Below are 13,681 nucleotides of genomic sequence, written 5' to 3'. Positions count from 1 at the left end.
CGAAGCGGCGGTGTTCATCGGCGCACCCGCGGGTCGAGCAGCGGGTAGATGAGGTCAAGGACCAGCGTCACGAGGCTGATGGTCAGCACCAGGATGATGACGATGCCGTAGATGGTGAAATAGTCGCCCCCGCGCACCGCCTGCAGCAGCAGGTTGCCGAGACCGGGGTAGGAGAAGACGATCTCGACCAGAACCGCGCCGGTGACGACCTGCCCAAGGGCAAGGCCCAGCGTGGTGATCTGCGGCAGGATCGCGTTGCGCACGCCGTAGGCGTAGAACATCCGGCTATCCGAGACGCCGCGGGCACGGGCGAAGGTCATGTAGTCCTCGCCCTGGACCGTCACCATCATGCCGCGCATCGCCAGCGCCCAGATCCCGATGGAACTGAGGACGATGGACATGGCGGGCAGGAACGCGTGGTAAAGGACGTTCTTCGCGAAATCCCAGTTCCACCCGGCGATCCGCAGCGAGTCGAACCCGCCGCCGATGGGGAACCATTGCGCCTGGAAGGCGAGGAAATAGATCAGCAGCAGGCCGACAAGGTAGAAGGGCACGGCGGCGAAGACCATCATCACCGGCATCAGCGTCCCGGTGATCGCGCCGCGCTTCCAGACCGCCAGCGCGCCCAGGGTCGAGCCCAGCACGAAGGCGACCAGCGTCGAGGTCACCATCAGGCCGATCGTCCAGGGCAGGGCTTGTGCGATCAGGTCCCAGACGCGGGTCGGGAAATAGGCGATGGAATAGCCGAAATCCAGCCGCACCATGTCCCACATGTAGTTCAGGTACTGCTGCCATACGGGCAGGTCGAGCCCGAAACGGGCGTTGTAGCTTTCGCGCAGCTGGGTCAGCGCCTCGGCGCTCATGCCGCCGCCCGAGTCGCCCAGTTGGGCCAGCCGCTCGGAGATCGGGTCGTTGCCCGCCATGCGGGGCAGGAAGAAATTGAGCGTCGCAGCGCCGAGAAAGACGAATACCGTCAGCAGCAGCCGCTTGGCGATCAGGGCCGGGTTCATCAGTCAGGTCCTTGGATCAGAAAGGGTGGGGGCCGCGCGGGAGAGAGGAAACGCGGCCCCCTCTCGCCTCAGCCTTCGTTGGCCGGCTCGAGCTGCAGGTAGAGGTATCCGGCCTGCCCGGTGAAGTACCAGAAGGCGGGCTGCAGATAGGGGTTCTCGGCGCTGGGATAGTTGGTCCAGTGCGTCTCGTTCATCGGGATCCGGTGGTACCACTGGCTCAGCGGGATCTCGACGGCCTGGTCGTACCAGATGTCCATCGCCTTCTCGAAGATCGGCATGGCCTCAGGATCGCCGTCCGCATAGGTCGCGAACTCGTCGACCAGCGCCGAATACTCTTCGTCGCACCAGCGCGAGATGGCCCGGCTGGTGATGCCGCTGTCCAGCGCGAAGGCGTTGTCGCAGTGGTACATCCGCATTGTCTCGAGCGGCGAGTCGATGGAGCCGTTGTGGCCGAACACGCCGATGTCATAGTTCCCCGAGAACAGCTTGCCCGGCGTTTCCGGCGACGAGACGAAGGTGAAGTCGAAGCCGCCCTTGCGCAGAAGCTGCACGATGACGGGGCCGACGGCGCGCATCGCAGGGATCACCTCGACCTCGTACTGCAGGCGCTCGCCATCCTTGGCCCAGAACCCGTCGCCGTCCTTTTCATAGCCCGCTTCCTGCATCAGGCGCGCGCTTTCCTCGAGATCGAAGATTGCGGCGTTGTGCGTGTCGGCGACGTTGTTTGCGACCTCGATATAGGGGTCGAGCGGCGCGAACGCCGGGAATGGATGACGCGAGGCTTCCGAGGCGCCGGAATAGGCCACCTGGATCAGCAGGTCGCGGTCCACGGCCATGCCGATGGCGCGGCGAACGTCGGGTTCGGGCAGGTTCTCGCTCATGTGGTTGAACCAGATCGACGAGACCCACCAGTCGAGGCTGCCGTAGGGGTTCTGATCGCCCGAGAAGGTCGTGACCTTCGGGTTCTGCCGCATGATGTTCTGCACCAGCGCCGCCGTGGGATAGCCCATGGTGATGTCGGCCTGGTTGGTCACCATCAGCTGCGCGCCGCGGTCGGTGTTCACGAATGGAATGCCGACGATGCGCTTCATCGCGGGCAGTTCGTGGAAGCCGGTCTCGGCGGCCCACCAGTCGTCGCGGCGGTCCAGGAAGATCTGCGTCGGCGAGGACAGTTTCAGCGTCCACGGGCTGGTGGTGACGGGCAGGCCGTTCGCCGGATCGTAGAACTTGTACTCGGCCGGGTTCTCGACGCTCGACCAGATGTGCTCGGGCAGCCAGAACATGCCGTTGCCGAAATAGTTCACAAGGAACTTCTTGGCATAACGCGGCATCGGCTTCTCGAGGGTGAACTTCACCGTCAGATCGTCGACCGCCTCGACGGAAGCCGTGGCCAGTGCGAATTCCTGCGCGTTCCACAGCTCGCCCGTCCCGGCGGCACTGTCTTCCATCAACTGCGCGGTGAACACCAGGTCATCGGCGGTGAATGCCTCGCCGTCGGACCATTTCACGCCCTCGCGCAGGTTCACGGTGATCTCGGTGAAATCGTCGTTGAACTCGTAGCCGGTGGCGAGCCAGGGGATCAGCTCGTCCTGGAAGACGTTGTAGTAGAACAGCGGCTCGTACATCGACTTGATGCCGGTGCGGATGTCCGCCAGCAGGATGTAGGGGTTCGCGTTCTCGGGCGAGTTGAACGTCGTCTGCCCGTCCGAGGGGCCGGCGATCACCAGCGTCTCCTCGCGGGGGACCTGCTGGATGTCCTGCGCCAGGGCGCCGGTCGCCAGCAGGCTCGCCCCCAGCATCAAGGCGGCCACGCGGCGGCCACGTCCGTTGATAAGGGTCATTCGATTTCCTCCGTTCTGGGTTCGGTCGGGGCGTTGTCCGCCCCCTGTTGGCGGGCCTGCCGCTCTTCGAGCACAAGCCGAATGGCCCGGCCGGGCGCCGGGATATGCGCACCGCCCGAGGCGTAGATCGTGGTGCCGGTGGTGAACGCCGCTTCCCGCGACAGCAGGTAAAGCGCGGGATCGGCCATCTCTTCGGGCGTGCCCGCGCGCCGCATCGGGTTGGCCGAGGACTGGGCGATGTTCCAGCCATCGGGATTGGCGCGGCGAAAGCCGTTCCGGTCCGTCGCGATCAGCCCCGGTGACAGCGTGTTCAGCGTGACGCCCGCCTCGGCATATTCGACCGCCAGCGCCTCGATCAGGTTCTTCTGCGCGGCCTTGGTCATCGCATAGACCGCCATGTCGGCATTCGGCGCCACGTCCTGCACGCTGCCGATGCCCAGCACGCGCCCGAAGCCGCGCTCGGCCATCGCAGGCAGCGCGGCCTGCAACATCTCGATATTGGTCAGGATATTCAGCCGCAGCTGCCGCTCGACTTCGTCCGAGGTCTGCTGATGCAGCCGCTTGTTGACCTGGATCGAGGCCGACAGCACCAGCCCGTCCAGCGGCCCCATCGCCGCCTCGGTATCCGCGATCAGCTTCGTGCCCGCGCCCGGCTGGCCCAGATCTCCCTCCAGCAGCACGGCGCGCCCGCCTGCATCGTCGATGGCCTTCGCGAGCTTCTCGGCCTCGCCGCCGAAGCCCGCGTCCGCGTCGACCTGCGCGGCGAAGTTCACCCCAACCGTCGCGCCGCAGCGGCCCAGCGCCAGCGCGATGGCGGCGGCGATGCCCCGGCTTGCGCCGGTGATCAGCACCCGCCGGTCGGTGAAATCGTAGAGCGCGGTCATATGCGGGTCCTCAAAGCTTCAGGTCCAGAAAACGGTTCGTCAGGATGTCGATGTGATGGAACATGGCGGCCTGCGCGGCGTCCTGCCGGCGCGAGGTCATACCGCTCAGGATATCCCGGTGATCCTGCACCGAGCGCCGGCGGTTCTCGTGCGTGCGGGTCTGATCGTACCAGCGGTTCCAGAGCGGGCCTCGCCGGGCGCTCCAAAGATCGGCGACATAGGCTTCCAGCAGCGGATTCCCCGAGGCCTGCGCGATCAGCGTATGGAACTCGGCGTCGATCGTGTCGAAGGCGGGGATGTCGTCGATCGCGACCTCCATCCGCTCGATGTTCGCGGCCAGCCTGTCCAGTTGCTCGGGGGTGGCGCGCCAGGCCGCCAGCGAGGCCGACTGCCCCTCGATCACCCGGCGCACCTCCAGCAACTCATAGGGGCCGATCTCGGTGGTGGCGATGGTATCGGCGCGGGCGCGGTCGCGCATGTGCGGCGGCAGCACGTAGACCCCGGCGCCGACGCGGATCTCGATGAAGCGCATGATCTCCAGTGCCAGCAGCGCCTCGCGCACGGTGGTGCGGCTGACCCCCAGCTGCCCGGAGAGGTCGCGTTCGGGCGGCAGCTTTTCCCCGGTGGCGTAATGCCCCGCGTTGATCTGGTCGGCCAGCTGCTGCGCGATCTCCAGGTAGCGCCGTTCACCGCGCGGCAGATCCAGCGGCACCGTCGGAGGGCCGGGCAGAGGTCTGTCGATCTTGGTGAGATGGCTGCGGTCGTCGGGCATGCTCGCAGGGTCCTGTCAGGAAATATTGGTCCGACCGGTCAGGCCGTTGATGACGCGGGATTTCCAGCCGGGAGGGCAGAAAGATGCTTGCAGTGCGATGAAAATGCGCGCATTAATTCCTCACCGGTTGGGATTCTTGTTGTTATGGGTCCAACCAATATTCCAGATAATCAATATTGTCCAGACCAAAACTGGAAAATTGGCCCAACCGGCCTGAAAGGCCTGCTGTGCAACGATAATCGGATTGTGGGGAACATGCTGACTGCGCGGGGCGCAGGGGCGGCCACGCCCTGAGGCGTGGCCGGGATTTGCAGGGCGAGTCGGCGCCGTTTACGGCCGGGTCACTCGCCGGCCGCGGCGGCGGTGAGCTTCTCCAGCGCGCCGCTCATCTTCTCGCGGAACGGCGCATCGGCGGGAATGTCGAGCCCCTCGAACATCGCGTCCACGCTCTCGTAGGTGATGACCGTCTGCCCGTCCACGTCATGGATCAGCACCCGCAGCGGCAGGACCAGTCCGGCGCGAATGTCCTGCTGAAGCGCGGGCGTGCCCAGCATCGGGTTGCCGAAAACGACCAGCACCGCGTCCTGCAGGTCCATATTCACCTTGGTCGCGCCCTCGGAATGACCGACGCGGACGAAGAAGGTTGCGCCCGCGTTCTCGACCGCGGCCACAAGCCGGTCGGCGGTCTCGGACACGCTGCCGGTGGCCTCGACGTCGATGTATTCGGCCAGCGCCGGGGCGGCGGACAGGGCCAGGGCGGCAAGCGCGGTGGTGATGGATTTCATCTGAAGTCTCCCCAGGTTGATTCCCGCGGATGGTAGGGCACCGGGCGCGGCGATATCGTCACGACAGCGTGAGAGCTTGTGCCCGGCGAAAGGCTGCGCAAACGAAAAGCGCCCCCGCAGGTCTCGGCGGGGGCGCTTTCTGGTCGGTTATGCGCGGATCACTCCGCCGGCGTGGCCTCGGCCTTTGGCTCCATAGCCTTGCGGCCGCCGAACAGGCGCACGACGACGAGGTAGAACAACGGCACCATCAGCACGCCGATGATCGTCGCCGACAGCGTTCCACCCAGCACGCCCGAGCCGATCGCCGTACGTCCGCCCGAACCCGCCCCGGTGCTCAGCACCAGCGGCAGCACGCCCAGCGAGAACGCCATCGAGGTCATGATGATCGGGCGGAAGCGCTGTTTCGCCGCCGTCCGGACCGCCTCGTACAGGTTGTCCCCGGCCTCCTGCCGCTCGCGTGCGAACTCGACGATTAGGATCGCGTTCTTCGACGTCAGGCCGACCACCGTCAGCAGCGCAACCTGGAAGAACACGCCGTTGTCGAACCCGCCCAGCCAGGCCGCCCCCAGGGCGCCGATGACGCCGATGGGCATCGCCAGCAACACCGCGAACGGGATGATCCAGCTTTCGTAGAGCGCGGCCAGCGACAGGAACACCGCCGCCAGCGACAGCGCATAGAGCAGCGGCGCCTGGCTGCCGGATTCGCGCTCCTCCAGCGAGAGGCCGGTCCATGCCACCTCGAAGCCCGGCGGAAGCTGTGCCGCCAGCCGCTCGATCTCGGCCATCGCATCCCCTGAGCTGACGCCGGGTGCGGGCGAGCCCTGGATCTGCATGGCCGGCACGCCGTTGTAGCGGTTCAGACCTTGCGGGCCCTGCGCCCAGTCGCCGGTCGAGAAGTTCGAGAACGGCACCAGCCCGCCCGACGAGTTGCGCACCCGCCATTGCGAGATGTCCGACGGCCCGGCACGGCTGTCAGGCGCGCCCTGAACGTAAACGCGCTTGATCCGGCCCTGGTCGACGAAGTCGTTCACGTAGCGGCCCGCCCAGGCGACGGTCAGCAGGTTGCCGACGTCCGTCGCGCTCAGCCCCATCGCGCCGGCCTTGCGCCAGTCGATGTCGAGGTTGTACTGCGCCGCGTCCTCAAGCCCGTTGGGCCGGGCCGAGGCGATCAGCGGGCTTTGCGCCGCCATGCCAAGCAGCTGGTTGCGCGCCTCGAGCAGTTGCTCGTGGCTCTGGCCGCTGCGGGCCTGCAGGTAGAAGTCGAAGCCCGAGACGTTGCCCAATTCGATCACCGCAGGCGGCACGATCGGGAACACCATCGCGTCGCGGATCTGGCTGAACGTGCCGAAGGCCCGGCCCGCGATCGCCTGCACCGACTGGTCGGGGCGCGTGCGCTCCTCCCAGTCCTTCAGCCGGACGAAGGCGAGGCCCATGTTCTGGCCCTGGCCCGCGAAGCTGAAACCGACGACGCCGAAGATCGACTCGACGTTCTCGCCCTCGGTCTCGAGGAAGTGCTGCTCGACCTGCTCCAGCACGTCCTGCGTGCGTTCGGCGGTGGCGCCTGTGGGCGCTTGGATCAGCGTCATCAGGATGCCCTGGTCCTCGTCCGGCAGGAAGCCGGTCGGGGTCTTCACGAACATCCAGCCCATGGCCAGCGCCATCATCAGGTAGAGGATCCCCAGCCGCACCGGGCGTTTGATGACCCAGCCCACGGTGCCCGCATAGCCACCCAGAACACCGTCGAAACCGCGGTTGAACAGGCCGAAAAAGCCGCGCTCCTTCTTGGGCGAATGCTTCAGCAACGAGGCCGTCAGGGCAGGGGTCAGCGTCAGCGCGACGATCACCGACAGTGTCATTGCCGAGACGATGGTGATCGAGAACTGCTGGTAGATCACCCCGGTCGAGCCGCCGAAAAAGGCCATCGGCACGAACACCGCCGACAGCACAAGGGCGATGCCGACCAGCGCGCCGGTGATCTGCCCCATGCTCTTGCGTGTCGCCTCGCGCGGCGAAAGACCGTCCTCCTCCATCACGCGCTCGACGTTCTCGACCACGACGATCGCATCGTCCACCAGCAGACCGATCGCCAGCACCATCGCCAGCATGGTCAGCGTGTTGATGGTGAAGCCGAACAGCGCCATGACGCCGAAAGTGCCCAGCAGCACGACCGGAACGGCCAGCGTCGGGATCAGCGTGGCGCGCAGGCTCTGCAGGAACAGGAACATCACCAGGAACACCAGCACGATGGCCTCGATCAGGGTCTTGATGACCTCCTCGATCGAGATCTCGACGAAGGGCGTGGTGTCATAGGGGATCTCGTAGCTGACGCCGTCCGGAAAGAACTGCTCGAACTCGTGCAGCCGCTCCTTGACCAGCTCCGCCGTGTCGAGCGCGTTCGCGCCCGGCGCCAGGCTGATCGCCATCCCAGAGGCACTGTCCCCGTTGTAGCGCGTCAGGAACTGGTAGTTCTCGGCGCCGATCTCGACCTCGGCCACGTCATCCAGCAGCACGAGGCCGCCGTCGGTGTCGGCACGCAGCACGATCTGCCGGAAATCCTCGGGCGTGCTCAGCAGCGACTGCGCGGTGATCGTGGCGTTCAGCTGCTGGCCCTCGGGCGCGGGACGCGAGCCGAACGAGCCGGCCGAGATCTGCGCGTTTTCCTCGGAAACCGCGGCCACCACATCCGACGGCGTCAGCTCATAGGCAGCCAGTTTCGCCGGATCCAGCCAGATCCGCATGGCGTATTCCGAGCCGAAGACCTGTACGCTGCCGACGCCCTCGGTGCGGCTCAGATCGTCGACCATGTTCGACAGCATGTAGTCGGCCAGGTCCACGTTTGTCATCGCCGGATCGTCCGAGACCAGCGCGATCACCATCAGGAACCCGGCCGAGGATTTCTGCACCGTCACACCCTGGCGCGTCACCGGCTCGGGCAGCAGCGGGGTCGCCTGCGCCAGCTTGTTCTGCACCTGCACCTGGGCAATGTCCGGGTCGGTACCGGTCTCGAAGGTCAGCGTCACGCTGGCCGTGCCTGACGAGGTCGAGCTGGAGCTGATGTACCGCAGCCCGTCTAGCCCGGTCATCTGCTGCTCGATGATCTGGGTCACGGTGTTCGATACCGTTTCCGCGGACGCGCCGGGATAGTTCGCCGAGACGCTGACCGAGGGCGGGGCGATCTCGGGATATTGTGCGACCGGAAGCGTCAGGATCGAGAGCGCACCGATCCCCATGATGAAGATCGAGATGACCCAGGCGAAGACCGGGCGGTCGATGAAGAAACGTGCCATTCAACCTGCTCCAGGCGTTCAGTCGACGACAGGGGCGGTCGAGCCCCCCTCGATCGCTGCGAGATCCGACGGGGCGCGTTCCTCGGGCATGACTGTCGCCCCCGGAGACGCTTTCTGTAGTCCCTCGACCACGACCCGTGCGCCGGGCTCCAGTCCGCCGGTGACGATCCACCGGTTGCCACGGTCGCTGGCGATCTCCAGCTGTTTCGCCTCGACGACATTGTCGGCGTTCACCACCATTGCCACCGGGCGGCCCCGGCGATCACGACTGACGCCCTCCTGCGGGACCATGTAGGCGTCGTCGATCGTGCCCGTGGGCATGTCGACCTGCACGTACATGCCGGGCAGAAGCAGCTTGTCGGGGTTCTCGAAATCCAGCCGCAGCGTGATCACGCCGGTCTGCTCGTCGACATTGTGCTCGGCCGCTATCAGCGTGCCGGTACGCTCGTAGGTCGAGCCGTCCGCCAGGATCAGCTTCACCTCGCGGCTGGCGCCTTCCAGCGCGGCATCGGTCTGCCCGCGCCGCCAAGCCAGCATGTCGGCGGCGGACTGGGTGACGTCCACGTGCACGGTGTCGATGCTGCGGATCACGGCAAGCGGTTCGGCCTGGCTGGCGGTGACCAGCGCGCCCTGGGTGGTCTGCGACAGGCCGATGTCCCCGCTCAGCGGGGCGCGGATCGTGGTCCGGTCCAGGTCGATCTGCGCCGACTGAAGTTGGGCACGGGCGACCTGCAGCCCGGCCGCTGCGGCATCGCGCGCTGCGACGGCACTGTCCACGACCTGCTGGCTGGTCACGTTGCGCTGCTTCAGTTCCTCGACCCGCTCGGCCTCGCGCTGGGTGTTGATATAGGTCGCCTCGGCCTGCGCCACGGCGGCCTCGGCCTGTGCCAGCGCGGCCTCGTAGGTGGCGGCATCGATCCGGTAGAGAATGTCGCCTTCGCGGACTTCACCGCCCTCTCGGAACAGCCGCTCGTTGATCAGCCCCGAGACCTGCGGGCGCACCTCGGCCACCGCCGAGGCAACGACGCGGCCCGGCAGACGCGAGGTCAGGGTCACCGTCTCGGGCTGCACGGTCACGACCGTCACCGCCGGGGGCGGGGGCGCGCCGCCGCCCTGCTGGGCGTTGACCGCTCCCGCCGAAAGCGCGGCGAGCATCACGGAAGCGAGGGCGACGGCGGCACTGGCCGTCCGGCCGAAATATGTCATGGTGTATTCCCGAGATCCTGATCGCTTGCAGCCGCCCGAGCGGCGGCTTAAGAAAACTCCAGCGTTCCATATTTGACCGGATCGCTGCGGCGCAACATGCCGCGCTTCACGCCTGCGTCATTACCGCTGGGTAAACTGAAACAATCACGAGGTCGCGTTCGTGAAATCCAGACCTGCCGATCCGGGCGACGACACAACCCTCACCGGCACGACGGGCTGCTGCACAGGTCCCGCGCGCCGTGGCCGTCCTGTTGCCATCGACCCCGAAACCCGGCGCAGGCTGGTCTTCGACGCAATGGACGCGGTCTTTGCCGACGCTGGCGAGAAGGCACTGACAATGGACCTGATCGCCCGGCAGGCGGGCATGTCCAAGCGTACGATCTACACGCTCTTCGGCGATCGCGAGAGCCTGTTCGCCGCCTATCTCGAACAGGATCTCGATAGTTTCCTGCCGCCACTACCGCCCGAGGCGCTGGACCTGCCGCTTGAAGACAGGCTCGGCGCGTTGCTGCGCCCGCAGATCGATTTCGGGGCGTGCCGCCTGCCGCTCGCGATCCTGCGGGTGCTGGTGCAGATGACCCCGGAGCGTCCGGGTCTCGCTCGCCGCGCGCTAGAGGCCGGGCACATGCGGATCGTGGACCGGATCCGGACCGAACTGGCCCGCGCCAACGCGCGGGGCGAGGCCCGGATCCGCGATCTCGACGCCGCCGCCGACCTGCTTTGCGACATGAGCTACCCGGCGCCGCTGATGGCAATCCTGGGTCCGGAGGCCACCCCCGATATCGAGGTCCGGAGGGCGCGGGTCGACCTTGCCGTGAAGGTGTTCATGGGCGGGCTCGACGCGCTGTGACCGAAGGCGATTTTCGGCGTTAGTTAAGTTTTAAGAATCTGAGCGATATCAGATTCAATGGCTTAAGGGGGTTTTCACGATGAAACGCCCGATTTTCACGCCCGTTTCAGCCTCGGCTTTCACGCTGAACTTCGCCGCTCGCGCCAGGCCGCCGGGGTCTGTCCGGTCCAGCGCCGGAACGCCCGCGTGAACGAGCTTTGTTCGGCGAAACCGGTCAGGAACGCGACCTCGGCAAGGCTCATCCCCGAGCGGCCCAGCAGCCCTTCGGCCAGACGCTTCCGCGCCTTCTCCAGAACCCGCGCATAGGACAGCCCGTCCTGCGCCAGTCGCCGGTTCAGGGTTCGCTCGCTCATGCCCATGCTGCGCGCCATCTCGGCGGCCTTTGGCGGCCCCTCGCTCAGCCGGTCCGAGATCCGTCGCAGCAGCACCTGTTCGATGGAACTGTCCTGCGCGACCGCGGCCATCTCCTGCTCGAGATGCGGCTCCAGGAATTGCGAGATCGCCGGATCGCCCAGCCGGTTCTGCCGCGCCAGGTCTGCCGACGCGATCAGGATGGCATCCATCCCGGCATCGAACACGGCGCGCCCGCCGAAGTAGTCCTCGTGCGCCGCGACCGAGCGCGGGGCAGGGTGCCGCAATCGGACTTCCCTCGCACTCAGTGGTCCGGTCGAGACCTCCCGCATGATCGCCATCGCGCTCGCCAGCGTCGCCTCGTTCGACAGCCGCAGCCCCAGCCGCCGGTCGCCGTCCCTGTGCAGCATGAAAAGCGCGCCCTCCGGGTGGTCCACCACCTCGTGACGGCTGACCGAGGTCAGCAGCCGCGCATAACGCTCCGCCCGTTCCAGCGAGCCGCGCAGCGTAGGTGCGGTCTTCCAGGCCAGTCCGAAGGCGCCGTAGTCGTCGCAGGCCATCGTCGCGCCGACCCGCAGCGGGAAGTCGGTTGCATCGTGCAAACCGGCGGCGATTTCCTCCAGCAGGGCGTAGTATTCCTCGTCCGGCACCATCCGTCGGACCTCGGGCGCATCATCTTCGGTCAACCCGACACGCGCGAGCAGCGCCGCGCGGTCCACGCCCGCCCCAGCCGCGTCGATCACCTTTCCGGCGAACAGCGCCGTGATCACTCCCATGCCCGGTCCCGAAGTCAGTTCCGGGGCGAGACTAGCGCCCAAAAGCCGTGCCCGCACCCGTTTTGGACGGGCACGGGCAGGGGATCACAGGGTGAACGCGCTGCGGAACGCGTCCAGCGCCGCCTCCGGCTCGCCCGAGGCGAAGGCCTCCATGCCGACCGGACCGTCATAGCCCATGCCGGACAGGGCCCGCGCGACGCCCGCGTAGTTGATCTCGCCGGTCCCCGGCTCGCAGCGGCCCGGCACGTCGGCGACCTGGATCTCGCCAATCCACGGCAGGCAGGCCTGGCACAGCTCGATCAGGTTCCCCTCGCCGATCTGCGCGTGATAGAGGTCGAGGTTCAGGCGCAGCTGCGGACGGTCGACCGAGGACACCAGCGCAAGAGTCTCTTGCGCGGTGGCGAAGGGAACGCCCGCGTGGTCGACCGGCAGGTTCAGGTTCTCCAGCGTGAATACCACGTCCAGTTCCTCGGCCAGGTCGCAGATCCGGTTCAGGGTATCCAGCGCCTTGACCCATTTCAGCGGCGTCGCCACCTCGGCCAGCACCGGACGGCCGCCGTCGCCCAGCCCGGTGCCGTGGAGGTTCAGCCGCGCGACGCCCAGCCGCTTTCCGACCAGCGCGGTCTCCCGCGCCGAGGCCAGCAGCATGTCCGCGCCCTCATCGTCCGCCAGCCGCCCCTGCAGGTAGCCGTTCATGATCGAGAAGGTCGCGCCAGAGGCCTCCAGCTTGGCCAGGTCGTGGTCCGGCCAGTTCCAGAGCCCAACCTGAAAGCCTATCTCGTTCAGCCTGGCGCAGCGCCACTCGATCGGTTTGTCCTGCCAGAGCATTTCCGCGCAGGCGGCGAGGGTGAACGCCATGGCTCAGGCACCCGTCATCGCGGAGGTTACCTCGACCGGGCGCCCCTCGGCCAGCGACCGGTTCGCGGCTTCGGCCAGGGCCAGGGCGTTTACGCCATCCTGGATCGTGGCGGGCACCGGCTTGCCCTCGACGCAAGCGTCGACGAAGGCCGACCATTCGATTGCGTAGGCGCGCATGTAACGCTCAAGGAAGAAGTAGACCGGCTTGGCCGAGGTGACGCCCGCGGTGGTCGATTTGACCACGGTGTTCTCAAGTTCGTTTTCGGCGGCCAGCGTGCCATCCGAGCCCAGCACCTCGACCCGCTGGTCGTAGCCATAGGGCGCACGGCGCGAGTTGCGGATCGTTGCGATCCGACCGTCGGCATAGGTCAGCACGACGACGGCGGTGTCCACGTCGCCGGCGGCGCCGATCTCGGGATCCACCAGGCAGGAGCCGTGCGCCATGACCGTCTTCGGCATGCCGAACAGGAACGAACACATGTCGAAATCGTGGATCATCATATCCCGGTAAAGCCCGCCCGAGACCTTGATGTAGCTGACCGGTGGCGGGGCAGGGTCGTAGGAGGTGACGGCCAGAAGCTCGCCCTTGCCGACCTCGCCCGCTTCGAGTGCGGCCTTCACCGCCGAGAAGTTCGGGTCGAACCGCCGGTTGAATCCCATCATCATCGGCTTGTCATGCGCCGCGGCGATCTCGCGGACCTTCAAGGCGCGCTCCAGCGACAGATCGATCGGCTTTTCGCAGAAGATCGCCTTGCCGGCCTTCACACCCGCTTCGATCAGGTCGGCGTGGGTGTTGGTCGACGAGGCGATAAGGATCGCGTCGATCGACGTGTCGGCCAGGATCTCGTCGGCGGAGCGGGCGGCGATGCCGTGTTCCTGCGCCAGCGCCTCGGCGGCCTCGGTCATCACGTCGGTGACGGCGACCAGTTCCGAGCGCGGGTCCATCTTGATCGAGGCGGCGTGGACCTTGCCGATGCGGCCGGCGCCGAAGAGAGCGACTTTCATGGCATTTCCTTCTCAGACTGCAGCGGCATGTTTGCCTGCGTTTGGAATTTTTATTC

The 13,681-nt window shown here is 66.7% G+C and carries 11 protein-coding genes; 1 reads left to right on the top strand and 10 read right to left on the bottom strand.

Features of this window, described 5'->3' with window-relative positions; all coding sequences use genetic code 11:
- Positions 1 to 14 precede the first annotated feature (14 nt).
- From ACW9UR_RS14195 to ACW9UR_RS14165, 7 genes are all read right to left on the bottom strand, one after another.
- Positions 15 to 1,010, bottom strand: a complete 996-nt coding sequence (locus ACW9UR_RS14195) for an ABC transporter permease (protein WP_458917652.1) — start codon at positions 1,008 to 1,010, stop codon at positions 15 to 17.
- Between the two features lie 68 nt (positions 1,011 to 1,078).
- The gene (locus ACW9UR_RS14190) at positions 1,079 to 2,851 is read right to left on the bottom strand and encodes an ABC transporter substrate-binding protein (RefSeq protein ID WP_458917651.1); all 1,773 of its coding nucleotides are present in this window, start codon (positions 2,849 to 2,851) and stop codon (positions 1,079 to 1,081) included.
- The gene (locus ACW9UR_RS14185) at positions 2,848 to 3,735 is read right to left on the bottom strand and encodes an SDR family NAD(P)-dependent oxidoreductase (RefSeq protein ID WP_458917650.1); all 888 of its coding nucleotides are present in this window, start codon (positions 3,733 to 3,735) and stop codon (positions 2,848 to 2,850) included. The genes ACW9UR_RS14190 and ACW9UR_RS14185 overlap by 4 nt, the downstream gene beginning before the upstream one ends.
- Before the next feature lie 10 nt (positions 3,736 to 3,745).
- Positions 3,746 to 4,507: a FadR/GntR family transcriptional regulator gene (locus tag ACW9UR_RS14180; RefSeq protein WP_458917649.1), complete on the bottom strand. Its 762-nt coding sequence runs from the start codon at positions 4,505 to 4,507 to the stop codon at positions 3,746 to 3,748.
- Positions 4,508 to 4,848: 341 nt separating this feature from the next.
- Complete coding sequence (locus tag ACW9UR_RS14175; protein ID WP_458917648.1) at positions 4,849 to 5,292, bottom strand: DUF302 domain-containing protein; 444 nt, start codon at positions 5,290 to 5,292, stop codon at positions 4,849 to 4,851.
- Between the two features lie 158 nt (positions 5,293 to 5,450).
- Positions 5,451 to 8,579: an efflux RND transporter permease subunit gene (locus tag ACW9UR_RS14170; protein ID WP_458917647.1), complete on the bottom strand. Its 3,129-nt coding sequence runs from the start codon at positions 8,577 to 8,579 to the stop codon at positions 5,451 to 5,453.
- An 18-nt stretch (positions 8,580 to 8,597) separates the two neighbouring features.
- Positions 8,598 to 9,785 (bottom strand): efflux RND transporter periplasmic adaptor subunit, encoded by a 1,188-nt coding sequence (locus tag ACW9UR_RS14165; RefSeq protein WP_458917646.1) that lies wholly within the window; start codon positions 9,783 to 9,785, stop codon positions 8,598 to 8,600.
- A 160-nt stretch (positions 9,786 to 9,945) separates the two neighbouring features.
- Here ACW9UR_RS14165 and ACW9UR_RS14160 point away from each other — a divergent pair, with 160 nt between their 5' ends.
- Positions 9,946 to 10,635, top strand: coding sequence for a TetR/AcrR family transcriptional regulator (locus ACW9UR_RS14160; protein ID WP_458917645.1), 690 nt, complete (start codon positions 9,946 to 9,948; stop codon positions 10,633 to 10,635).
- Positions 10,636 to 10,754: 119 nt separating this feature from the next.
- On the opposite strand, the gene ACW9UR_RS14155 is transcribed toward ACW9UR_RS14160, so the two are convergent.
- The 3 genes from ACW9UR_RS14155 to iolG all read right to left on the bottom strand — a co-directional run bounded on the left by ACW9UR_RS14155 (position 10,755) and on the right by iolG (position 13,625).
- Positions 10,755 to 11,762 carry an AraC family transcriptional regulator gene (locus ACW9UR_RS14155; protein WP_458917644.1) on the bottom strand — a complete coding sequence of 336 codons (1,008 nt, stop codon included), beginning with the start codon at positions 11,760 to 11,762 and terminating at the stop codon, positions 10,755 to 10,757.
- Positions 11,763 to 11,846: 84 nt separating this feature from the next.
- A complete protein-coding gene (locus tag ACW9UR_RS14150; RefSeq protein WP_458917643.1) occupies positions 11,847 to 12,620 on the bottom strand; it encodes a TIM barrel protein in 774 nt (257 codons plus the stop codon).
- A gap of 3 nt (positions 12,621 to 12,623) precedes the next feature.
- Positions 12,624 to 13,625, bottom strand: a complete 1,002-nt coding sequence (gene iolG / locus ACW9UR_RS14145; RefSeq protein ID WP_458917642.1) for an inositol 2-dehydrogenase — start codon at positions 13,623 to 13,625, stop codon at positions 12,624 to 12,626.
- Between the last annotated feature and the right edge of the window lie 56 nt (positions 13,626 to 13,681).

This window comes from Halovulum sp. GXIMD14794, from assembly GCF_054457455.1.
This window is presented reverse-complemented; position numbering and strand designations above follow the sequence as displayed.

Excerpts from the sequence above, each read along its gene's own strand:
- ACW9UR_RS14150 (WP_458917643.1), bottom strand. The coding sequence starts at position 12,620 with ATGGCGTTCACCCTCGCCGCCTGCGCGGAAATGCTCTGGCAGGACAAA.
- iolG (WP_458917642.1), bottom strand. The coding sequence starts at position 13,625 with ATGAAAGTCGCTCTCTTCGGCGCCGGCCGCATCGGCAAGGTCCACGCC.
- ACW9UR_RS14185 (WP_458917650.1), bottom strand. The coding sequence starts at position 3,735 with ATGACCGCGCTCTACGATTTCACCGACCGGCGGGTGCTGATCACCGGC.
- ACW9UR_RS14155 (WP_458917644.1), bottom strand. The coding sequence starts at position 11,762 with ATGGGAGTGATCACGGCGCTGTTCGCCGGAAAGGTGATCGACGCGGCT.
- ACW9UR_RS14190 (WP_458917651.1), bottom strand. The coding sequence starts at position 2,851 with ATGACCCTTATCAACGGACGTGGCCGCCGCGTGGCCGCCTTGATGCTG.
- ACW9UR_RS14195 (WP_458917652.1), bottom strand. The coding sequence starts at position 1,010 with ATGAACCCGGCCCTGATCGCCAAGCGGCTGCTGCTGACGGTATTCGTC.
- ACW9UR_RS14175 (WP_458917648.1), bottom strand. The coding sequence starts at position 5,292 with ATGAAATCCATCACCACCGCGCTTGCCGCCCTGGCCCTGTCCGCCGCC.
- ACW9UR_RS14180 (WP_458917649.1), bottom strand. The coding sequence starts at position 4,507 with ATGCCCGACGACCGCAGCCATCTCACCAAGATCGACAGACCTCTGCCC.
- ACW9UR_RS14170 (WP_458917647.1), bottom strand. The coding sequence starts at position 8,579 with ATGGCACGTTTCTTCATCGACCGCCCGGTCTTCGCCTGGGTCATCTCG.
- ACW9UR_RS14165 (WP_458917646.1), bottom strand. The coding sequence starts at position 9,785 with ATGACATATTTCGGCCGGACGGCCAGTGCCGCCGTCGCCCTCGCTTCC.